The sequence below is a fragment of the Micrococcus sp. IITD107 genome (assembly GCF_041927415.1).
In the GTDB taxonomy this organism is placed as follows: domain Bacteria; phylum Actinomycetota; class Actinomycetes; order Actinomycetales; family Micrococcaceae; genus Citricoccus; species Citricoccus terreus.
Genome location: NZ_JBHFFN010000002.1, coordinates 471721 through 493302 on the forward strand (window position 1 = coordinate 471721; position 21582 = coordinate 493302).

The window sequence follows — 21582 nt, forward strand, 5'->3', positions numbered from 1 at the left end:
AACCTGCGCCGGATACCCTGGGGAACATGCCGTTCGATCTCCATACCCACTCGTTCGTCTCGGATGGAACGGAGGCGCCGGCCGCCGTCGTGCGTGCCGCCGCGAGCGTGGGACTGACCGGCCTGGCGCTCACCGACCATGACACCACCGCCGGCTGGGATGAGGCCGCCGCCGAGGCCCGCCGCATGGGCGTGAGCCTGGTGCCCGGCATGGAGGTCTCCTGCGTCTCCGCCACCGGGATCAGCGTGCACCTGCTCTCCTACCTGCAGGATCCTGCTGCGCCCGGGCTGCTGGAGGAGATCGAGCACTCGCGCCAGTCTCGGGTGACGCGGGCGCAGCGGATGGTCGAGCGGCTGACCGAGGACTTCCCGATCACCTGGGACACGGTCATGGAGCACTCCTCGCCGGGGGCGACGATCGGGCGGCCGCACATCGCCGACGCCCTGGTCAGCGTGGGCGCGGTGGCCACCCGCACAGACGCCTTCGCGCACATCCTCACCACGCGCTCCAAGTACTACGTCTCCCACTACGCCCCGGACCCCGTGCACGCCGTGAGACTGGTGCGTGAGGCCGGGGGAGTGCCCGTGTTCGCGCACCCGGTGGCGCAGATGCGCGGCCGGGTGGTGGGCCCGGAGGTCTTCGAGGAGATGATCGAGGCCGGCCTGGCCGGGGTGGAGGTCTACCACCGAGACAATCCCGACGACGGCCGGCGCTGGCTTCTCGAGCTGGCGGACCGGCATGGACTCCTGGTCACCGGGTCATCTGACTACCACGGCACGGGAAAGCCCAACGCGATCGGGGAGAACACCACGCCCGACGAGGTCGTGGAGCGGATCGCCGAGATGGCCACCGGCGCGGAGATCATCCGGCCGTAGGAGGACCTCCGCTCAGCGGAACTGTGCGTTCGGCAGGCGCTTCCTCATGACCTCCAGCGCCTCGGGGTTCTGATCCACCAGGACGTACTTCCGCCCCAGCTGCTCGGCGGCAGCCCCCAGGGTGCCGGAGCCGGCGAAGAAGTCCAGCACCCAGTCGCCCGGGCGTGAGCTGGCGGCCACCATCCGGCGCAGCAGACCGAGAGGCTTCTGCGTTGGGTACCCGGTCTTCTCCTTGCCCGTGGGGGAGACGATGGTGTGCCACCACACGTCCGTGGGCAGCTTGCCGCGCGCCACCTTCTCCGGGGTCACCAGTCCGGGTGCCATGTACGGCTCCCGGTCCACCTCCTCGGAGTCGAACCAGTAGCCCTGCGGATCCTTGACGTAGACCAGGATGGTGTCGTGCTTGGTGGGCCACCGCTTCTTGGTCCGGCCACCGAAGTCATAGGCCCAGATGATCTCGTTCAGGAAGCACTCGCGCCCGAACAGCACGTCCAGCATCACCTTGGCGTAGTGCACCTCGCGGTAGTCCAGGTGCAGGTACAGCGTCCCGTCCTCGGCCAGCAGCCGCCAGGCCTCGCGCAGCCGCGGCTCCAGGAACTCCCAGTAGTCACTGAACGCATCGTCATACCGGGAGAGCACACCCTTGACGGTGGTGTAGCTGCGCCCGCCGAACCCGATCCGGTCGCCCGGATCCGACTCATCGCCCTGGGCGCGCACGGACCGCGTGGTGGCACGCACCTGGGCGCGCCCGGTGTTGAACGGCGGGTCCAGGTAGATCGTGGTGAAGGCCCCGTCCGGAAGGGAGGGCAGGAACTCCAGGTTCTCCGCCCCCACCACCAGACTGGGGCCCTCAGGATCGAGATCGATCACGGCTGTTCAGCTGCGCGGGTCACTCGGCGGAGCGCTGCTCCTGCACCACTTCGCCGTCACGGCGGCGGGTGCGGGAACGGCTCCGAGAACGACGACGGCGCTCACCCGTGCCGCCGCCCTCACCGTTGCGCTCGGGCTGGGTACCGCCATCGCGGCCTGCGGCCCGGCCACCGCGCGAGGCGCGCTCACCCTGCTCAGGTGCGCGGCCGTCGTCGTGCTGGGTCTGCTTCTGGTCCTGGACCTGATCCTGGGACTGGCCCTCACCGGGACCGCCGGAGCGGCGGCGGGAACGGCTGCGGCCACCCTCGCGACCGCCGGACTCGCCGTCACGGGAGCGACCCCGGCCACCGTCCCGACCACCGCGTCCGCCGCGGCCCCCCTCACGGCCACCGCGTCCACCACGGCTGTCCCTGCGGTTCTTGGACTCCGGCCCGCCCAGGTCCTCGAGCTTCTCCGCGTCCAGTCCGGCGTGCGTGCGCTGGGACTTGGGCAGACGGCCCTTGGTGCCCTTGGGGATGTTCAGGTCCTCGAACAGGCTGGGCGAGGAGGAGTAGGTCTCCGGGGGCTCCGGGACGTTGAGGCCCAGAGCCTTGTTGATCAGGGACCAGCGGGGCATGTCCTCCCAGTCCACCAGGGTGACGGCGGTGCCCTTGTTGCCGGCGCGGCCGGTGCGGCCCACGCGGTGCAGGTAGGTCTTCTCGTCCTCGGGGCACTGGAAGTTGAACACGTGGGTGACATCGTCCACGTCGATGCCGCGGGCGGCGACGTCGGTGGCCACCAGCACATCGATCTTGTCCGAGCGGAAGGCACGCAGGGCCTGCTCACGGGCACCCTGGCCGAGATCGCCGTGGATGGCGCCGGCGGCGAAACCGCGCGAGGCCAGCTCATCGGACAGGCGTGCGGCGGTGCGCTTGGTGCGGGTGAAGATGATGGTCTTGCCGCGGCCCTCGGCCTGCAGGGACCGGGCGATCAGCTCGTCCTTGTCCATGTGGTGGGCGCGGTACACCAGCTGACGGATGTCCTTCTTGGTGATGCCCTCGTCCTCCGGGTCAGCCGCCCGGATGTGGGTGGGCTGGGTCATGTACCGGCGGGCCATGGCGACCACGGGGCCGGGCATGGTGGCGGAGAAGAGCATGGTCTGGCGCACCTCCGGCACGGCGGAGAGCAGGGTCTCCACGTCCGGCAGGAAGCCCAGGTCAAGCATCTCGTCGGCCTCGTCCAGCACCACGACCTTGACGTTCTTCAGGTTCAGGTGACGCTGACGCATCAGGTCGATCAGGCGGCCGGGGGTGCCGACCACGACCTCCACGCCGCGCTGGAGCTCCTCGATCTGGGGCTCGTAGGCGCGGCCGCCATAGATGGTGGCGATGCGCACGGAGCGCTTGGCGGCAGCGGCGCTGATGTCCGCGGCGACCTGGTTGGCCAGCTCACGGGTGGGGGCCACCACCAGGGCCTGCGGGGCGCCGGGGACCTCGAGCTTCTCGAACCCGGGCTCATCCGGTCCGGCCACCCGCTGCAGCAGCGGCAGGCCGAAGCCCAGGGTCTTGCCGGTGCCGGTCTTGGCCTGGCCGATGATGTCGTGTCCGCCCAGGGCGACCGGAAGGGTCATCGCCTGAATGGGGAAGGGGTGGGTGATGCCCTTCTCGGCCAGGGCCTCGACCATGGCGGGGTGGACCTTGAAGTCGGCGAAGGACTTCTCCGGCTGCGGTGCGGGAGCCTCGGCGACCTCCACGGAGTCGGCGACCTCGAGGGTCTCGATCTCGGTGGTGTTCAGGTCCTCGGTGTCGACGTCGTTGTCTGCGACGATCTTCTGCTCTGGAGTCATGGGGTTGCTGTCCGATCAGTTCAGGCACAGCGGTCCGGTCGGCCCTCACGGGGCGCCCTGCGGGGCAGGGGTGCGGCAGGCAGGTGCATCCGTCCAGGGGACGGGCGGGCCAGCGCGGCTCGGCCGGACGCCGTGCGTCCGTTCGTGGAGCCGATCGCGTCAGGGCAGTGCAGGTGGTGGCGGTGAAGCCTCCACCGGGGACCCGGGCTGCGTGGCGCGTGCCGGATCCGGTGAGTCGGTCTGTGGTCAGACAGGTCAGAACCTCAGTGGACACAGGTGATCAGTGCGACCGGTCATCCGTGATGTGCCCACTGTACCGCGCGGGGCCGAGAGAACGCTGGAAGCCGCTGTCCGGGCGGGACGGGCGACCGTGGTGGCCCTACTCGGCAGCCTGCTCCACGATTCGGAACAGCACCGTGCGCGACTCCAGGTCCGCCGAGACCAGCTCCACGGTGACGGCCTGGCCGGCCTCGGCATGACCCTCGTAGCGACCCAGCACGGGCGGGTCCTCCAGCTGGACCTCGCCGTAGGGCAGACGGTCCTCGGTCTTGGCCTTCTCCACCTGTTCGGGCGTGGGTGCCGAGACCACCACGGCGGAGAAGTGCTCACCCTCGAGGCCGGCCAGCTCGGCGGTCTGGATCAGGTCCAGGGCGGCGTTCTCCACGCGGGAGGCCACCGAACCGGAGGACTTCATGGCCTCGGGCAGCTCGGACAGCCGCTCTCGCAGCTCCTGCGGCACCTCACGTCCCTCCACCAGGGCCAGGCAGACCTGCAGGACGAACCGGTCCACCAGTCGGCGCAGGGGAGCGGTGGTGTGAGCGTACGGTGCGGCGATCGCGGCCTGGGTGGTGACCTCCGGCAGCTCGCCGTCGAACGCGGTGTACCCGGCGCCGCGGAACAGGGAGGTGGCGGCGTGCATGATCGCCAGGTGCTGCGGGTCGGTGGTGTTCAGCCCCCGCAGATACTGCCCGTACGGGGTGCCCTTCTCCCACGGGTGGCCCAGCGCCACGGTCCGGGCCCGGAAGCGTGCCTCGGAGGACGCGTCGGCGTCCGGCATGGTCCGCAGGATCCCGACCTTTCCCTCGAGCATGATCTGGGCGGCGGCCATCCCCGTCATCAGCGAGATCTGTGCGTTCCATCCCTCCACCGGCAGCGGCGGGGCTGAGACCAGGTCATACCCGTCCTCGGTGGCCACGATCTCCTGCTCCGGCAGGTTCAGGCTCGCCCCGCCCCGGGCCGACTCCTGCTCGATCCGCAGCAGCCCCACCTGCTTGAGCAGTCGCAGCGTGGTGACCTCCTCCTGGGTGAGCCGAGGCACCTCGGTGACCGAGCCGTCGTCGATCATCTGCTGGGCCTGCTCATAGGTCAGCTGCGTGCGCGAGCGCACCGTGGCCCGCTCCAGCCCGGTGTCCACCACGGCGCCGACGGCGTCCAGGGCGAAGGTCCACAGGTAGGCGCCCCGGTGCTGCCCGGGCAGCAGGGACCCGGCGTCCTCGCTGATCACCTCCGGGTGCAGGGGCACACGCCCGTCCGGCAGGTACACGGTCTGGCCGCGGCGCATGGTCTCCGCGTCCAGCGCGCCACCCGGGGTGATGAACGCGGGGACATCGGCGATCGCATAGTGGACGGCGAACCCGTCAGGGTGCCCTTCGGCCCCAGCCTGGATGTGCACGGCCTGGTCCAGGTCGGTGGAGCCTGGCGGATCGATGGTCAGGAAGGGGAGATCGGTGCGGTCGGTCTGGGGAAGATCCTTCCCGACGGCGGCCGCGGCCTGCTCAGCCTCCCTCGCCACGTCAGGGGGGAAGGCGGCGGGCAGCTCGAACTCGGTGCGCAGGGCGGACAGGCGCTCGGCCAGGTCCGACTGGGCCGCTGAACTGGTCAGATCCAGGTGATGGTAAGGCACGGGGACACCCTACCGGGCGGGGTTGACCGTGGCCCGGGTGCGGGGGAGGGTGAATCCATGAACGACATCCCGGCGCATCAGAACCCCGAGTCCACCGTCCCTGGCTGGAGGCGACCGATCCCGGCCGAGGAGGTCCAGGAGCGGCTCGGTCAGCAGGCCGAGCTGGCCGACTGGCGGCACCGGCTGTTCGGGATCTACACCGCCTACCAGTGCCCCTCGAGTGCGGTGGCCGTGGAGCTGCTGGGGCGGATCGCCGAGGTGGCCGAGGAGCTGGACCACCACCCGGACGTGGACTGGCGGTACGAGCACGTGTTCATCACCAGCTGCAGCCACGACGCCCAGGGTGCTGTCACCACGCGGGACCTGCGGCTGGCCGGACGGATCAGCCAGATCGCACAGGAGCTGGGTGTCACCGCGGTGCCGGAGCAGAACACGGTGTACGACATCGCGGTGGACACCCGGGACGACTCAGCCCTGGAGCCGTTCTGGAGGACCGCGCTGGGCTATGCGAAGGACGAGCGCACCGGAGACCTGCGCGATCCGCACCGCCGGGGTCCCGGATTCTGGTTCCAGACCACCGACACCCCTCAGGAACGTGCCCTGCACGTGGACGTGACCGGGCCGTCGTCGGGAATCCAGGACATGCGGGGCGTTCTGGCGCCGCTGGCCGCAGGAGACGGGGAGGACGGGGCCTTCGCCCCGCGGTGGTGGGTCTACACGGACGCGGACGGCAACCGGGTGTGCCTGTGCACCCGGGAGATCACACGCACAGACCCCGACGCCTGAGGCATCGGGGTCTGCGTAGAGTGTGCGTGCGGGCTGGTCAGTGGCCGGCGGCAAAGCCCACCGGGCGGGAGGTCTCCTTGCCCAGCTCCACGTAGCCGATGATCTCGGCCGGGATCAGCACGGTCTCGCCCTTGGCGCCGGTCAGGCGCAGCAGGGACTTGTTCTGCAGGGCCTCGGTGACCTGTGCGGTGACCTCGTCGGCGCTGGCGTCGGTCTCCAGGGCCACTTCGCGGGCCACGTTCTGCACTCCGATGCGGATGTCCATGCTGATGCTCCTTGCGTGGGCGGTGCCGGACCTCAGGCTGAGCCCGGGTCGCGGTGGTGTCTGGTGCCAGACTAGGCGATGCGCGGGGCCGGTGGAGGTGTGCGTCCGGGCTTCGGCTGGTGGCGTAACGGGCTCAGCCGGCGGGCTGCTCCTTGGGGAAGCGGCTGATGCCACGCCAGGTCAGACGGAACGCCAGTTCGGTGGCCTCGTCCAGGTCCGGGCGGGCCGGACCCTCGGGCTGAGTGGCCCAGTAGCGGGCGGCGGACTGCACCAGCCCGGCCAGGCCGTGGCCCAGCAGCAGGGCGTGCTCGCGGGGCAGACGCGTGTCCACGGCGATGATGTCCGCGATCTCGGAGGCGAACTCGTAGGTGAGCGATTCCAGGTGGGTGGCTACGGCGGGATCGTTGTTCAGCCCGGAGTCGAAGAGCAGCCGGTAGGCCCGGTCCGTGCGGTCCATGAACTGGAAGTAGGCGCGGATGGTGGCCCGGACGCGCTCGCGGTTGTCATCGGTGGAGCCCAGCGCCTCGGTCAGCCCGGTGGAGAGGACCTGGACCTGGGTCTCGAGCAGGTCCATGAACAGCTCGTGCTTGCCGGGGAAGTGCTGGTAGAGCACCGGCTTGGAGACCTGGGCGGCCACGGCGATGTCATCCATGGACGTGCCGTGGTATCCGTGCTCCACGAAGACCTGCATGGCGGCATCGAGCAGCTGGCGGCGACGCTCCTCACGGGGCATCCGGGGCTGGCGCGATGGCGCAGGGCTCATGGCGGTCCTTTCAGGACGGGCGGCACGGTCCGCGGTGCGGAAGCGGCCGAGGGGCGCGGCAAGTCGTCCATCAGGACGGTGCCAGAAGTCTACCGTCCGGTACGCGGGGTGGACATGCGCCAGGGTCGGGTCAGGCGGACTGGGCGTCCTGCTGATCCGGGTGCGCGGGGCAGACGGCGTCCTGGGCGGACGGGGCCGGCTCGGCGTCGGCCGGTGCGGCGGACTGACCGACTTCCAGGCCGAACAGGGTGTTCAGGGCGTCCTCGTACTCGGAGAGCCGGCCTTCGGCGGCCAGCTCGCGGGCGCGCACGGTAGGGGTGTGGAGCATCTGGCGCACCATCCGGCGCAGGGCGAACTCGACCTCTTCGGCGGCGGCGGTGCAGCCGTGGCGGGCCCGGACCTTCTCCATCTCGGACTCGAGCACCTCGTGGGTGTGGCGGCGCAGGGCCACGATCGCCTCGTCCGCACTGCGGGCCTTGCGCTCGGTGAGGTAGTCGGTGACGGCGGTGTCCACCAGGCGGGCGGCGGCGGTGACGGCGGCCTGCTGCTCCTCCGGGGCGGCCATCTTGACCGACTCCAGGGTGATCAGGTCCACGCCGGGCAGATCGGCGATGGCCGGATCGAAGTCGTGGGTCAGGGCCAGGTCCAGCACGGTCAGCCGGGAGGTCACGCCCTCACGCAGCTCGGCCAGGCGCTCGGCGGTCAGGGTGCGTCCGCCGCCGGAGCAGCCGATCAGCACGTCTGCCTCAGCGATCGCCCCGTGGATCTTCTCCCCGCCCAGGGCCATGGCCCAGCCGCCGCGGTCCTCCACGAACGCCTCGGCACGGCCGGAAGCCGAGTGCACGGCCACGTTCTGCGCGCCGCGGTCGGCCAATTGGGACAGGGTGGTGCCGGCGTAGGCTCCGGTGCCGACCAGCAGCACATTGGCGTGCTGCCAGAACATCTGGGCACCCACCACGGAGGTGCCGGCACGCATCTCGGTGGCCAGGTCCAGGGCCACGGAGACGATCGAACGGCCCGCTGAGCCCAGAGCGGTGTAGGTGCCCACGTCCTTGGCGGTGCGAGTGGCGGACTCGAAGAGCTTGACCAGGGGGCCGGATGCGGTGCCGGTCTGACGTGCGGTGTTCAGCGCGCGGCGGACCTGTCCGGCGATCTCGCGTTCGCCCACCACGGCGGAGTCCAGGCCCGCACCGACCTCGAACAGGTGGCGGATGGCGGAGTCGCCGTGCATGGTGCGGAAGGAAGATTCGACGGTCTCAGGTGTCAGGCCGGCTCCCCGGGCCACGGCGTCGATCAGCTCGCTGCGGGCGGTCTCCACGGAGGCCTCGTTGGCTGCCTCGGCGTAGATCTCCACACGGTTGCAGGTGGCGAGCACAACGGCCCCCCGTGCCGCAGACGACTGCAGGACGGCGGGGACCTCTCCGGTGCCGTTGCTCAGCTGCGCCACCGTTTCGAGGTCAAGGTCGGTGTGCGCGGCAACGAGTGAGAACACAGCCACAATGGCCTCCATCCTACCGCCGTTCGGATCTGACGTGGGGAGGGTGTCGCCGGCGTCACCTTCCCGGTCCGCGGCACCTCCCGCACCGTTGGATTCCCGACGACGGCCGGTCGCTTCCCAGCGCACAGGCCTCCGGTTGCCCACAGTGATGGGACAATGGGGGCATGTCCGCTGATTCCCTTGACGCCCCGCGCCCTGACTCCTCCAGCACCGCCTCGCAGACCACTGCTCTGCCGGCCGACCACCCGCTGGTCACCACTGACGCCTCCCGCTCCACGGCGGACTCGCCTCTGATCACCGCCTACCGCGGCGGCACCCCCTCCCGGAAGCCGGTGTGGTTCATGCGCCAGGCCGGCCGCTCGTTGCCGGAGTACAAGAAGGTGCGCGAGGGCATCGGGATGCTCGAGTCCTGCCTCAAGCCCGAGCTGGCCTCGGAGATCACCCTGCAGCCGGTCCGCCGTCATGATGTGGACGCCGGCATCTTCTTCTCGGACATCGTCATCCCGCTCAAGGTCGCGGGCGTGGACGTGGACATCGTCCCGGGGGTGGGCCCCGTGCTGGGCTCCCCGGTCCGCACTGCCGCAGATGTGGCCGCCCTGCCCACGTTGACCGATGAGGCGCTGGAGCCCATCCGTGAGGCGGTCCGCCTGACCGTGGCCGAGCTGGGCACCACCCCGCTGATCGGCTTCGCCGGAGCACCGTTCACCCTGGCGGCCTACATGGTGGAGGGCAAGCCCTCGCGCGACCACCTGGGCCCGCGCACCATGATGCACGCCGACCCGGACACCTGGGACGCCCTGGCCAGCTGGGCCGCCGAGGCTTCCGGCAGATTCCTGCGCGCCCAGATCCAGGCCGGAGCCTCCGCCGGGCAGCTCTTCGACTCCTGGGCCGGTTCGCTCTCCCTGGCCGACTATGAGCAGCACGTGCAGAAGCACTCGGCCCGCGCCTACTCCTTCGTCACGGACCTGGCCGGCCCCGTGGCGGACCCCACCGTCCCGCTGGTGCACTTCGGCACCGGCACCTCGGAGATCCTCCCGGCCATGCGCGACGCCGGCGCCTCCGTGGTGGGCGTGGACTACCGCCTGCCCCTGGATGAGGCGCACCGCCGCCTCTCCACCACCACCGGACCGGACGGCCGCGGCGCGGTCCCCGTCCAGGGCAACATCGACCCCGCTCTGCTCAACGCGCCGTGGGAGGTGCTTGAGGCCCACGTCCGCCAGGTGGTGGCGGCTGGCCGCGCCGCACCGGGCCATGTGGTCAACCTCGGTCACGGCGTCCCCCCGGAGACCGACGCCACTGTGCTGACCCGTGTGGTGGAGCTGATCCACTCCATCCAGCCGTGACCCACGCACCGCAGAACTCCACAGCGAACGTGACCACCCAGCGAACGGATGCCGTGAGCAGAACGGGCCGGGCCGTTGTCGTGGGCGGAGGCATCTCCGGCCTGGTGGCCACGCGCGAACTGCTGCGGGCAGGCTGGTCGGTGACCCTGATGGAGGCGAGCGGCCACCTGGGCGGCTGCGTGTCCACCCAGCACCTGACCGTTCCCGCCCGCCGCGATGCCCCCGAGCAGCACCTGGAGCTGGACGCCGGGGCGGAGTCGTTCGCGGTGCGGGTCACTGCGGTTCCGAACCTGGTGGCTGAGCTCGGGCTGGCTGAGCAGGTGCAGGCACCGAATCCGGCCGGGTCCTGGCTCTACCTGCTCCAGGGTGCCGTCCCCGCCCCGCGGGTGGGCATCCTGGGCATCCCCGGTGACCTGGACGCCCCGGAGGTCGAGCAGGCGATCGGCGCTGCGGCTCTGGAGCGAGCCCGCCAGGACCTGACCGACCCTGTGGACCGGTGGCGCGCGGCCGTGCAGGAGGGCACCCCGGTCACGGTGGGTGAGCTGGTGCGCGATCGCCTGGGGGAGGGCGTGCTGGACACCCTGGTGGCCCCGGTGGTGGCCGGCGTGCACTCGGCCGACCCGGAGACCCTGGACATCCGCACCGTGGCCCCGCGGCTGCTGGAGACCCTGGTGGAGCACGGCTCCCTCTCCCGTGCGGTGGCCGCCCAGCGTGCGGCAGCCCCTCCCGGCGCGGCGGTGGCCTCCCTGGCCGGTGGCCTGCACACCCTGACGGATGCCCTGGTACGGCAGATTCACGACGACGGCGCTCGCCTGATGCTGGACACCCGCGTGGAGCGTCTGGGCCAGGGGGAGGACGGCTGGCAGGTGGAGACCCGTGGTGGCGACGAGGCATCCGTGCTGGAGGCCGACCGACTGGTGGTGGCCACCGACGGCCCCGCGGCGTGGGACCTGCTGGCCCCGGTGTCCGGGGGAGTGCTGGCCGCAGAGGACCGTCCGGCCGAGGGATCCGGTGTGGCCCTGGTGACCCTGGTGGTGGACCACCCGGGGCTGGACGAGGCACCCCGGGGGACCGGGCTGCTGGTGGCACCGTCCGTGGACGTACAGACCGTGGCGGCCAAGGCGATGACGCATTCCACCTCCAAGTGGGAGTGGGCGCGCGAGGCGCTGACCTTGGACGGCACCCACCCGCACCGGCACGTGGTGCGACTGTCCTACGGGCGGGTGACCGACGCCCCGGACTCCACCGCGCTGGGGTACCGGTCCTCGGATGAGGAGCTGATCGCCGCCGCTATGGCGGACGCAGCCGTGCTGACCGGCCTGACCGGACCGGAAGGGGTGAACCCTGCTGCGAGGAGCATTGGTGAGCCGGGGCACCCGGTGGCGGTGGCCGACGTCGTGCGCTGGCGCTCAGCCCTGCCCGTGGCCACGCCGGGACACCGAGAGAAGGTGACAGCGTTCCTCCAGTGGGTGGATGCCACCCCCGGGCTGGACGCCGTGGGCGCCTGGCTGGCCGGCACCGGACTCGCCGCCGTGGTGGCGGACACCCGCAGGCGCATGGCAGACGGTGTGTCGGAAGACTCCGGTCCGCGATGAGATCAGCCTTCTCCACCTTCCAAGGGGTCATCCCCGCGACCCTGCTGGCAGGCGTGGTCCTGGCGATCCTCATCTGGGCGATCCGGAAACGCATTCCCGCCGACCGCAGGTGGGCGCCCACCAGGACGGTGCTGCTGTGGGTGTTCCTGAGCTGGCTGTCCGGCGTCCTGGCTCTGACCGTGCTCCTGCCGGCCGGAGGATCCGGCGCTCCCATGCTGGGCCCGGACAGCATGCGGGTGGATCTGGTGCCCTTCCGTGACCTGGTCGAGAACGGGGGAGGCCTGGGCGGGGTCGCGTTACTGGAACGGAGTGCGAACCTGGTGATGTTCACCGTCGGGGGACTGCTGGTCGCACTGGCACTGAACTGGGGTGTGGTGCGCACCGGGATCGTGTTGCTGGTGGGTGGGGTGGCCATCGAGACCATTCAGTACCTCGCAACCACCCGGTCCGTCACCGCCGATGACGTGCTGTGGGCCCTGTTCGGCGGGCTCCTCGGCGCCGCCATCGCCTGGCCGATCCGGCGATCGAGCTGGTACCGGACCCGCGTGCTGACCTCTGACCATCACGCAGCGGTCGCCCAGCCCGCGTGATCTGGCTGATCGGCACCGATTGTCGCCGTGCTGTCGCTTCAGGGACGCCGAAGTGCGCTCAGAGCGACATCTTCGCGACAATCGACCGGTTCGGACGAGTCCCAGCCAGGCACCGGCATCCGTCCGCCCGGCCGGGTAGGCTGGGGACGCCCGTTCTACGCGTTGTAGAAGTGCGCGACGCCGTCGGCTCGAGTCCCGGCGCCAGCACCAGACCGTGACCTCACAGGAGCTGTGACGATGACAGAGCACCAGACCGCACCGGAGACCTCGAGCGCGCCGGCAGAGACCGCCGCTCCGAAGGACGGTGGGCATGTCGACTGGTTCACCACCTACACCGTGTTCGCCCGCGATGACCGTGGCGGCCGCGGGACCCACACCGCCGCCGAGCATGAGCGCGCCGTCCAGGAGTACGAGTCCCTGGTGGCCGAGCTGGAGCAGGGCGGGGTGACCGTGCGCGGCACCTATGACGTCTCCGGCATGCGCGCTGACGCGGATGTCATGGTCTGGATGTACGGCCACGTGGCCGAGGACCTGCAGGCCGCCATCCGTCGTCTGCGCCGCACCGAGCTGCTCTCGGGCACCAAGATCGTGCTCTCGGCCATGGGTTCGGACCGGATGGCCGAGTTCACCAAGGACCACATCCCGGCCTTCGCCATGGGACGCAAGCCGCTGAAGTGGCTGTGCTTCTACCCGTTCGTGCGCTCCTACGACTGGTACACCCTGGAGCCCAAGGAGCGCGGCCGGATGCTGCGCGACCACGGGCTGCTGGGCCGGGAGTTCCCCATGGTGTGGGCCAACACCACCAGCGCCTTCGCCCTGAACGACTGGGAGTGGCTGCTGGGCCTGGAGGCCCCTGAGCTGAACAACCTGGTGGACATGATGCGCCACCTGCGCAACAACGAGACCCGTCACTATGTCCGTGAGGAGGTGCCCTTCTACACCGGGCGCCTGATCACCGCTGAAGAGATCGCCGAGGTGCTGTCCTGATGACCGAGAACACTGCACAGACCGTATTCCCCCCGATCGCCGACCAGGCCGGACCGGACTATGACCGGTTCGGGGTGATGGAGCCCAAGGCCTACGACGCCATCCTGCTCGCCTCCTTCGGTGGTCCCGAGGGTCAGGACGACGTCATCCCGTTCCTGCGCAATGTGACCAAGGGCCGCGGCATCCCAGATGAGCGTCTGGAGGAGGTGGCCACCCACTACCGCGCCAACGGCGGGGTGAGCCCCATCAACGCCCAGAACCGTGCGCTCAAGGCCGCCCTGGAGGCCGAGCTGTCCTCCCGCGGGATCGAGCTGCCGGTGTACTGGGGCAATCGCAACTGGGACCCCTACATCGCGCAGACCCTCCAGCAGATGCACGACGACGGCCACCGCCGAGTCTTGACGGTCGCCACCTCTGCCTACTCCTGCTATTCCTCCTGCCGCCAGTACCGCGAGGACATGGGCATGGCCCTGCGCTCCACCGGTCTGGAGGGCACGATGGACCTGGACAAGGCCCGCCAGTACTTCAATCACCCCGGATTCGTGGAGCCCTTCGCCGAGGGGCTGGCCGCCGGCCTGAAGGAGATCCGCGAGGAGCTGGCCGCTGCCGGCAAGGGAGAGGAGAACGGCGGGAAGCTGCACATCCTCTTCGCCACGCACTCCATCCCCACCGCGGACGCCGAGGCCGCCGGACCCCGCCCGCTGGCCGCTGAGCTGTGCGAGCGCACCGGCGCCCAGCCCGGTGAGGCCAACGGCGCGGACGTGTACTCCGCCCAGCACCTGGACGTGGCCGAGCATATCCTGGCCCGCGTGCCGGAGGCCGAGGGCGTCGAGTGGTCCCTGGTCTACCAGTCCCGCTCCGGGGCACCCCACGTGCCGTGGCTGGAGCCGGACATCAACGACGCCATGGAGGACCTCGCGCAGGGTGAGGCAGGCGCGGACGGTGCGCTGGCCGGCGTCGTGGTGGTTCCCCTGGGCTTCGTCTCGGACCACATGGAGGTGGTCTGGGACCTGGACACCGAGGCCAAGGAGACCGCCGAGGAGCTGGGGCTGGCCTTCCGCCGCACCCCCACTCCCGGCACGCACCCGAGCTTCGTCTCCGGTCTGGTGGACATCGTGGAGGAGCGGCTGGGCACCCGTGAGGGCCGTGCGGCCGTGGGCTGCTTCGGCGCCTGGTATGACGTGTGCCGCCCGAACTGCTGCTCCAAGGTCATGCGTGACGGCACCGTGCGCCCCACCACCTCCGCCGTGGATGCGGATGTGCAGGGGATCGCTGCGGGCCAGAGCGGCGCGGAGGGCTGAACCGAATGACGGGATTCCGCGTCGGGACCCGGGGTTCGGCCCTGGCCACCACCCAGACCACCACGGCGGCGCAGGCGCTGAGCGAGGTGTCCGGGCTGGAGCACGAGCTGGTGATCATCCGCACCGAGGGTGATGTGCGCACCGGGTCCCTGGCCCAGTTGGGCGGCACCGGCGTGTTCGCCTCCGCCCTGCGCGCGGCGGTGCTGGACGGCCGGGTGGACCTGGCCGTGCACTCGCTCAAGGACCTGCCCTCCGCCCAGCCTGAGGGCCTGGTGATCGCCTCCGTGCCCGAGCGCGCCGACGTGCGGGACGCACTCTGCGCCCGGGACGGCCTGACGCTGGCCGAGCTGCCGGAGGGGGCCAAGATCGGCACCGGCTCCCCGCGCCGGGTGGCCCAGCTGCTGGCCGTGCGCCCGGACCTGCAGATGGTGGACATCCGCGGGAACGTGCAGACCCGGCTGGCCCGGGTGCCGGGACTCGAGCACCATGACGACAACGCCCCGGCCGCCGCGGGCTCCCCGCGCGGGGACCTGGACGCCGTGGTGCTGGCCTGCGCCGGGCTGGACCGCCTGGGCATGGGGTGGGCCATCACCGAACGGCTGGCGCCCACCGTCATGCTCCCGGCGCCCGGTCAGGGTGCGCTGGCGCTGGAGACCCGTCCGGTGACGGCCGAGGTCCCGGGCGCCGACGGTTCTGCGGCGGATCAGCCCGCGGCCGACCGGCTGGCCCGGGCGCTGGCCGAGTACGACGACCCCGCCACCCGTCTGCAGGTCACCGCCGAACGCGGGCTGATGGAGCGTCTGGAGGCCGGCTGCGCCGCGCCCCTGGGTGCCCTGGCCCGGGTGGAGCGGCCCGAGGACGCCGACGAGCAGAGCCCGGCACGGCTGGTGCTGCACGCCGTGGTGGCCTCCTTGGACGGGACCCGGATGCTGCGCAAGCACGCCTCCGTGGAGCTGGCCGAGGTGCGGATCCGTCACGAGGACGGCACCCCGGACGTGGGCGTGCTCTCCGCCGCACGCCAGCTGGGTGTGGACGTGGCCGAGCAGCTGCTGGCCGACGGCGCGGACCTGCTCGACCGAGCCTGAGCGGCCACCATGGACCCGGATCCGCAGGGCGGCGCCATGCCGGTGGTCCTGACCCGTCAGCCGGTGCAGGCCGGACGGCTGGAGCAGGACCTCCGCGCGGCCGGGCACCCGGTGCGGTTCCTGCCGCTGACCGACTTCGAGATCCCGTCTGACCGCAGCGGCCTGCAGGCGTGCTTGGAGCGGCTGGGTGCGGGGGAGTACGCCTGGCTGCTGCTCACCAGCCCCAACTCCGCACGCGCCCTGGCCCGTGCCGGGTGGAACGGCTCGCTGCCGCACGGCACCCGGGTGGCGGTCACCGGCCCGGGGACGGCCCGCGTGCTGGAGCAGATGGGGTGCCGGGTCGCCCCGTGGATGCCCGACGGCGACCAGTCGGCTGCCGGGATCGTGGCCGAGTTCCCGGCGGGGCCGGGTGGGAGGATCCTGCTGCCGCAGTCCCAGCTGGCCAGCGACGAGGTGCCCTCTGGGCTGGGCGCTGCAGGGTGGAGCGTGGAGCGGGTGGAGGCGTACCGGACGGTTCCCTATCCGGCCGATCCGGAGCTGCGTCTGCTCGCCGGGACGGGCGAGACGTCTGCCGGGGACCGGGATGTGGTGGGCCCGGAGGATCTGGAGGGCGCCGTCGTCGTGCTCACCAGCCCGAGCGCTGTGCGCGAGGTGGCCCGGCAGGCCCGGGGGAGCCTGGAGGGGGTGCACTGGGTGGCGATCGGGCAGCCGACGCGCCGGGCAGCCGAGCAGGCCGGCCTGCCGCTGCTGGGGACCGCACGGACACCGGACGCCCGGGGGATCCTGGACGTGCTCCGGGGCGTGCGGTGACGGAGCTGCCGCGGGAGGAGTTCGCGAATCCGGGGCCGCTGCGTGATGCCCTGGTGGCGGCGATCCTGGACGGGACGAAGACGAGCACCACCTCCCTGCACGCCGACTATGCCGCTGAAGGCGGGGTGTTGCCGCAGGCGGGCGGCCGGGGCGCGGTGGTGGACTCGGCTGACCAGGTGGTGGCGGTGATCGAGACGACCGCTGTGGACGTGGTGCGCCTGGCCGAGGTGCCGTGGGAGCATGCGCGTGCCGAGGGTGAGGGGCACCGCACGGTGGCCGAGTGGCGCTGTGACCATGAGCGGTTCTGGGCCGAGTGTGGGGTGGCCGTGGATGACGACACCCTGGTGGTGCTGCAGGCCTTCCGGGTGGTGGAGATCCTCCAGGGGGATACAGCTGACCACACTCGGGAGCGGTACCGGCGGCGGGCTCAGGAGTACACGGATCAGCTGGGGGCCATGGACGCCGTCGCCGAGCCGGACCGCGTGCTGGTGGAGCGGTGGGCGCAGACCGTGGAGGGCCGGATCCTGGACGCCGGGTGCGGGCCCGGACATTGGACCGGGCACCTGGCAGGGCTCGGCCATGACGTAGTGGGCATGGATCCGGTGGAAGAGTTCGTGGCGCATGCACGCCTGGCACATCCCCGCGTCCCGTTCCGCGTGGGCTCGTTCGAGGACCTGCCGGACGGGGAGACCTACGGCGGAGTCCTCTCCTGGTATTCGCTGATCCACCTGCCCCCGAGCGAGGTGAGGGAGACTCTGGCCCGGTTCCGAGACACGGTGCCGTACGGCGGGACCGTGCTGCTGGGGTTCTTCACGGCCGACGAGCTGGAACCGTTCGATCACCTGGTGGCCCCGGCGTGGGTGTGGCCGGTGGAGCAGATGATCGAACTGCTGGAGGAGCACGAGTTCGAGGTGCTCCACCAGGAGCGGCGGCAGGACCCCGGCGTTCGGCGCGAGCATGCTGTGGTGGTCGCCGTGCACCGTCGCACGCGAGGGTTCCATGCGAGCGGCCCCCAGCGCCTCCGGATGTTCAACGAGTATGGCGTGGACTGGCCGTTCTGGGACGACGACGGGCCGATGGACGTCGATGACCTGCCCCTGCCGGAGGAGCTGACCTCGCGCGTGCTGAGGTGGGCGGCAGGCTTCAACGATGAGTTCGACGGGGACCGGGGGTGGCCCAGTGCCGCGCAGCGGGATGCGCACGTGGCTGAGGGGCATCAGCTGTTCCGTGAGGTCCAGGCCGCTCTGCCGGCACACCTCACCGTCGAACTGGACCTCTGGGAGACGATCGTGGCGCCACCGGGATCGGTCAGCCCGCCGCGTGGACGATGAACAGGTCACGCTCAGCGCAGCCATTGCCGCGAGCGATCTGCTGTTCGTCGTCGCCGGGTGAGGCGAAGCCACCACCGAAGCTGCGATGCGCATGGCTCACTGTCCCACGTGCGGGGCCGCAGGGGACGTGCCAGGGCCGGGCGGATATAGCGTCTGTGAGCATGATGGTCACTCTGGAGCCCCTGGATGTCATGCGCGACCGCAGGCAGCTCGTGCAGTTTTTGACCGCGAACGCTTTCCCGTTCCACGTTCATGCGGGTGTGACCGAGGAGGAGGTGGAACGGGCGATCTTCGCAGGGCGCTTCACCGGAGACGGTGTGGAGACGCACTGGGTGGTCGATGTGCGAGGCGAGCGCACGGGGCTGGTGATCTTCCAGGACCTGGCCGACGAGACGGCGATGCTCGATCTGCGGATCGCCGAGGGCCGCCGCGGCCAGGGGCTGGGCCGTGCTGCGCTGAGGTCCGCCGCCGACTGGCTGTTCACCCACCACGCCCACGTGACCCGTTTCGAGGGGAATACCCGGGCGGACAACGCGGCCATGCGCCGCACCTTCACCGTCTGCGGGTGGGTCCAGGAGGCGCACTACCGCCAGGCGTGGCCGGTGGCCGGCGGTCCTGCCGCCGACTCGGTGGCCTATTCGATCCTGCGCTCGGACTGGCGGAACGGCACCGTCACGCCCGTGCCGTGGGACGGGCGCTGACGCCGGCGGCTCACACCCGCACCGGCGCTTCCGGGGTCACGCGGTCTGAGAACGCACGCCGGGGCACGAACAGCAGCAGCACCGCGGCCACCAGAGCCGTGGACGCGCACACGATCCACACGGTCAGGTACCCGGTGAAGGATCCGGCGGTCCCACCGTCCACCCCGTCCACCACGCCGCCTGCACCGGCGGCCCCGGTGGCCAGCGCCAGCCCGAACACGCAGGAGGCCACGGCCCCGCCCACGGTCTTCACCGAGTTCGTCAGCCCCGTGGCCACCCCGGTCTGCTCCGCCGGAGCGGCAGCCGCGGCGGCGGAGGGCAGCGAGGCCACCAGCGCGCCGGAGCCCAGGCCCACGATCACCATGTTCACCATCACCTGGTCCGTGGAGTGGTGGAACGGCAGGAACATGGCGAACCCCGCGGCCACGCACAGGCAGGCGATCACCAGCGCCCACCGAGGCGTGGTCAGCCGGGACACCAGCGGCAGCAGCAGCGCGCCGACCACCATGGCCACCAGGTACACCCCGATGATCAGCGAGGTCTGGAACCCCGTGGTCCCCAGGCCGTAGCCGTACACGCTCGGATCCGTCCGCGCGAACGTGGACAGCGGTGCCTGCGCCCCCAGAACCGAGACGCCGAACAGCCCGGCCGTGGCGAACACCGGCCACAGCGCCGGGTCCGCGAACATCCGGACGTCGATCATGGGGTCCGGGTGGACCCGCTCGTGCCGGATGAACACCCCCAGCCACCACAGTCCCAGCGCCACCATCACGACGGCGGCCCAGAACCCCAGGTGCCCGGCGTCCAGTCCGGTGCCGCGCACCACGAACAGTGCACCGAGCAGCATCACCAGGGACAGGGTGACCAGCACCAGGCCGCGGGTGTCGAAGGCGTCCCGGCTGAAGTTCTCCAGGCGCGCGCCCGGGGTCTCCTCCACGCCCAGCAGGATCACCACCCAGCAGATCCCCACGATCACCGCCGGAACCGCCAGCACCACCTGCAGAGGCAGTGCGTCCACCAGGGCCCCGGCGGACAGGGCGCCGGCGATCGCACCGAGCTCCAGTGCCCCCACCAGCACAGCCGCCGCGCGGCGGGTCACCGTGGCCGGCCCCACCTGGGCCAGTGCCGAGGCCCCGGCCAGCCCCTCGCGCTGCTGGTGCACCGTGCGGATGTAGATCAGCGCGATCTCCAGGGGTAGCCACACCACATAGAACCCCTGCAGCGCCCAGGCGATCAGGAACAGCCAGAACACCGGGGCCACCACCAGGGCCACCGAGGCCAGGAAGGTGACCGCCGTGGACCACAGCAGCACCCGGCGGTGCCCCACCAGATCGCCCAGCTTGGACAGCGCCGGCACCACCAGGGCCGAGAGCATGAGCTGGCCTCCTTCCAGCCAGTTCACATCTGCGTCCTGAATGCCCAGGTGCCGGGCGATGTCCGTCAGCAGCGGGGTGTAGTACCCCTGCAGCACCCCGGAGGTGAACTCCACGAACGCCAGGAACCCCACCACGGCGGCCAGCCCGCCGAACAGCAGTGCGCGGCGCGAGTGAGGCCGCACGGCCCCGCTCCGCAGGTCCATCACGCCTGGCCCTGATCGGACGCGCCGAACTCTCCGCCACGGCCGGTGATCAGGGCACGGTGGAACAGCTCCCCGCGCTCCAACGAGTCCACGCTGACCCACTCGTTCTCCCCGTGGATCCCGGTCCGCTGCTCGGCGCTCATCTGCAGCGGCGCGAACCGGTACACGTTGCGGCACCAGGTGTGGAAGTGCCGGGAGTCGGTGGCGGCCATCAGCAGGTAGGGGACGGCGGTGGCCTCCGGCCAGGAGATCCCGACGGCGTCACGCACCGAGGCGAACGCCTCGCCCTCCGCGGGGGATTCAGGGGAGGGGCCATGGCCGTCCGAGGTCTCGATCCGGATGTCCGGGTCCTTGATCCGCCGGCGCAGCCCGTCGATCACCGACTCCACGGTGTCCCCGGGGGCGATCCGGCAGTTCAGGGTGGCGGTGGCCTCATCGGGCAGGACGTTGTCCGCCGAGCCGGCCTGCAGCCGGGTGACCGCCACGGTGGTGCGGACCAGGGCGGCCGCCTCCCCGCCCATCGCCGCCAAGGCGCGTGCGGTCACGGGGCCTGCCTGGGCCGCCGTCGGGAGGATCTTGGAGGCCGCGCCTGAGGTGAGCGGAGCGAAGGCACCCAGCATGGCCGCCGTCGTGCTGTTCAACCGTGCGGTGAACGGGGAGCGTTCAATCCGCCGCAGGGCACGGAGCAGTCGGGAGACCGGGGTCTGCGCGGGCGGGGAGGAGGCGTGACCGCCGCCGCCGGTGGCCGTGAGGCGGACCGTGAGCACGCCCTTCTCGGCCAGGCCGATCATGGCGCAGGTGCCGTCCACGAAGCTCAGCGAGGAGTCGGTGACCGCGCCGCCCTCGTCCAGCACCAGCCAGGGCTGGACTCCGTTGAGCTCGGTGCGGATGAGCTCGGAAATGGCCACAGCGTCGGTGCCCTGGACCTCCTCGTCCCCGCCCAGGACGAGCCAGACGTCGTGCGCGGGGGTGAAACCGGCGGCCAGGAGGTTCTCCACCGCGTCCAGCAGGACCACGAGCGGGCCCTTGTCATCCAGCGCGCCGCGCCCGCACACGGCGGGGCCGGTCTCGGGGGTGAAGTGCTCGCCGGTGACGGGCGGGTGGTCCAGCAGCTGCCCGGCGAACGGGTGGGACTGCCAGCCGGTGCGCTGCCACTGGGTGGGTGCGGGGACCACGTCCCAGTGGGCCATCAGGACCAACGGCTCCGTGGGGGAGGTGCCGCGCCAGTGGAAGAGCAGTCCGGTGCCGTCCACGATCCGCCGGTCCAGCCGTTCGTGGATCAGCGGGTAGAGACGGGCCAGCTCCTGTGGGAAGCGGATGAACGCGCCCGTGTGCTCGCGCCGTTCGGCCGAGACCGTGGGGATGCGCAACAGCGTGGCCAGCCGGTCGGCGATCCCGGGACGCGGGGTGATCTGCGTGCTGGAGCCTGGGTGCGAGTGGAGGTCCATGCCCCGAGCTTAGTGTGGCGTGGGCCA

Annotated in this window: 20 protein-coding genes; 11 read left to right on the forward strand and 9 right to left on the reverse strand. The window is 71.3% G+C overall.

What is annotated here, in order from left to right; all coding sequences use genetic code 11:
- Nucleotides 1-26 precede the first annotated feature (26 nt).
- Nucleotides 27-875 (forward strand): PHP domain-containing protein, encoded by an 849-nt coding sequence (locus ACEXHE_RS06555; RefSeq protein ID WP_374785152.1) that lies wholly within the window; start codon nucleotides 27-29, stop codon nucleotides 873-875.
- Between the two features lie 12 nt (nucleotides 876-887).
- On the opposite strand, the gene ACEXHE_RS06560 is transcribed toward ACEXHE_RS06555, so the two are convergent.
- The 3 genes from ACEXHE_RS06560 to ACEXHE_RS06570 form a co-directional block, all read right to left on the reverse strand.
- On the reverse strand, nucleotides 888-1745 hold the full coding sequence (locus tag ACEXHE_RS06560; protein ID WP_374785153.1) for a DNA-methyltransferase: 858 nt from the start codon (nucleotides 1743-1745) through the stop codon (nucleotides 888-890).
- A 19-nt stretch (nucleotides 1746-1764) separates the two neighbouring features.
- Nucleotides 1765-3570, reverse strand: coding sequence for a DEAD/DEAH box helicase (locus tag ACEXHE_RS06565; RefSeq protein ID WP_374785154.1), 1806 nt, complete (start codon nucleotides 3568-3570; stop codon nucleotides 1765-1767).
- 379 nt (nucleotides 3571-3949) lie between these two features.
- Nucleotides 3950-5473 carry an RNB domain-containing ribonuclease gene (locus tag ACEXHE_RS06570; RefSeq protein WP_374785155.1) on the reverse strand — a complete coding sequence of 508 codons (1524 nt, stop codon included), beginning with the start codon at nucleotides 5471-5473 and terminating at the stop codon, nucleotides 3950-3952.
- A gap of 57 nt (nucleotides 5474-5530) precedes the next feature.
- Here ACEXHE_RS06570 and ACEXHE_RS06575 point away from each other — a divergent pair, with 57 nt between their 5' ends.
- Nucleotides 5531-6259, forward strand: a complete 729-nt coding sequence (locus tag ACEXHE_RS06575) for a 4a-hydroxytetrahydrobiopterin dehydratase (RefSeq protein ID WP_374785156.1) — start codon at nucleotides 5531-5533, stop codon at nucleotides 6257-6259.
- A gap of 37 nt (nucleotides 6260-6296) precedes the next feature.
- Here the strand turns inward: ACEXHE_RS06575 and ACEXHE_RS06580 are convergent, their stop codons facing one another.
- The 3 genes from ACEXHE_RS06580 to ACEXHE_RS06590 all read right to left on the reverse strand — a co-directional run bounded on the left by ACEXHE_RS06580 (nucleotide 6297) and on the right by ACEXHE_RS06590 (nucleotide 8785).
- Nucleotides 6297-6524, reverse strand: coding sequence for a DUF3107 domain-containing protein (locus ACEXHE_RS06580; protein ID WP_091693401.1), 228 nt, complete (start codon nucleotides 6522-6524; stop codon nucleotides 6297-6299).
- A 133-nt stretch (nucleotides 6525-6657) separates the two neighbouring features.
- The gene (locus ACEXHE_RS06585) at nucleotides 6658-7287 is read right to left on the reverse strand and encodes a TetR/AcrR family transcriptional regulator (RefSeq protein WP_374785157.1); all 630 of its coding nucleotides are present in this window, start codon (nucleotides 7285-7287) and stop codon (nucleotides 6658-6660) included.
- 130 nt (nucleotides 7288-7417) lie between these two features.
- Nucleotides 7418-8785: a glutamyl-tRNA reductase gene (locus tag ACEXHE_RS06590; RefSeq protein WP_374785158.1), complete on the reverse strand. Its 1368-nt coding sequence runs from the start codon at nucleotides 8783-8785 to the stop codon at nucleotides 7418-7420.
- A gap of 164 nt (nucleotides 8786-8949) precedes the next feature.
- Between ACEXHE_RS06590 and hemE the strand changes: the two genes are divergently transcribed.
- The 8 genes from hemE (at nucleotide 8950) to ACEXHE_RS06630 (ending at nucleotide 17827) form a co-directional block, all read left to right on the forward strand.
- Nucleotides 8950-10128, forward strand: coding sequence for a uroporphyrinogen decarboxylase (hemE, locus tag ACEXHE_RS06595; protein ID WP_374785159.1), 1179 nt, complete (start codon nucleotides 8950-8952; stop codon nucleotides 10126-10128).
- Nucleotides 10129-10157: 29 nt separating this feature from the next.
- The gene (locus ACEXHE_RS06600; protein ID WP_374785160.1) at nucleotides 10158-11723 is read left to right on the forward strand and encodes a protoporphyrinogen/coproporphyrinogen oxidase; all 1566 of its coding nucleotides are present in this window, start codon (nucleotides 10158-10160) and stop codon (nucleotides 11721-11723) included.
- Complete coding sequence (locus ACEXHE_RS06605) at nucleotides 11720-12313, forward strand: VanZ family protein (RefSeq protein ID WP_374785161.1); 594 nt, start codon at nucleotides 11720-11722, stop codon at nucleotides 12311-12313. The genes ACEXHE_RS06600 and ACEXHE_RS06605 overlap by 4 nt, the downstream gene beginning before the upstream one ends.
- Nucleotides 12314-12550: 237 nt before the next feature.
- Entirely contained in the window at nucleotides 12551-13300 is a 750-nt protein-coding gene (gene hemQ / locus ACEXHE_RS06610) for a hydrogen peroxide-dependent heme synthase (protein ID WP_374785162.1), read from the forward strand.
- Entirely contained in the window at nucleotides 13300-14601 is a 1302-nt protein-coding gene (locus tag ACEXHE_RS06615) for a ferrochelatase (RefSeq protein WP_374785163.1), read from the forward strand. Before hemQ ends, ACEXHE_RS06615 begins: the two co-directional genes overlap by 1 nt.
- 5 nt (nucleotides 14602-14606) lie before the next feature.
- Entirely contained in the window at nucleotides 14607-15686 is a 1080-nt protein-coding gene (hemC, locus tag ACEXHE_RS06620; RefSeq protein ID WP_374785164.1) for a hydroxymethylbilane synthase, read from the forward strand.
- Nucleotides 15687-15695: 9 nt separating this feature from the next.
- Entirely contained in the window at nucleotides 15696-16496 is an 801-nt protein-coding gene (locus tag ACEXHE_RS06625) for a uroporphyrinogen-III synthase (RefSeq protein WP_374785165.1), read from the forward strand.
- Complete coding sequence (locus ACEXHE_RS06630; protein ID WP_374785166.1) at nucleotides 16493-17827, forward strand: methyltransferase domain-containing protein; 1335 nt, start codon at nucleotides 16493-16495, stop codon at nucleotides 17825-17827. The genes ACEXHE_RS06625 and ACEXHE_RS06630 overlap by 4 nt, the downstream gene beginning before the upstream one ends.
- On the opposite strand, the gene ACEXHE_RS06635 is transcribed toward ACEXHE_RS06630, so the two are convergent.
- On the reverse strand, nucleotides 17805-17927 hold the full coding sequence (locus ACEXHE_RS06635) for a hypothetical protein (protein WP_374785167.1): 123 nt from the start codon (nucleotides 17925-17927) through the stop codon (nucleotides 17805-17807). The two genes, ACEXHE_RS06630 and ACEXHE_RS06635, sit on opposite strands and share 23 nt — an antisense overlap.
- Before the next feature lie 61 nt (nucleotides 17928-17988).
- On the opposite strand from ACEXHE_RS06635, the gene ACEXHE_RS06640 reads away from it, so the two are divergent.
- Nucleotides 17989-18528, forward strand: coding sequence for a GNAT family protein (locus tag ACEXHE_RS06640; RefSeq protein WP_356967769.1), 540 nt, complete (start codon nucleotides 17989-17991; stop codon nucleotides 18526-18528).
- A 10-nt stretch (nucleotides 18529-18538) separates the two neighbouring features.
- Here ACEXHE_RS06640 and ACEXHE_RS06645 read toward each other — a convergent pair whose 3' ends face one another.
- Together ACEXHE_RS06645 and ACEXHE_RS06650 are read right to left on the reverse strand one after the other, a co-directional pair.
- Entirely contained in the window at nucleotides 18539-20107 is a 1569-nt protein-coding gene (locus ACEXHE_RS06645) for an MFS transporter (RefSeq protein WP_374785258.1), read from the reverse strand.
- Entirely contained in the window at nucleotides 20107-21555 is a 1449-nt protein-coding gene (locus ACEXHE_RS06650; RefSeq protein WP_374785168.1) for a M20/M25/M40 family metallo-hydrolase, read from the reverse strand. The genes ACEXHE_RS06645 and ACEXHE_RS06650 overlap by 1 nt, the downstream gene beginning before the upstream one ends.
- Nucleotides 21556-21582: the final 27 nt, after the last annotated feature.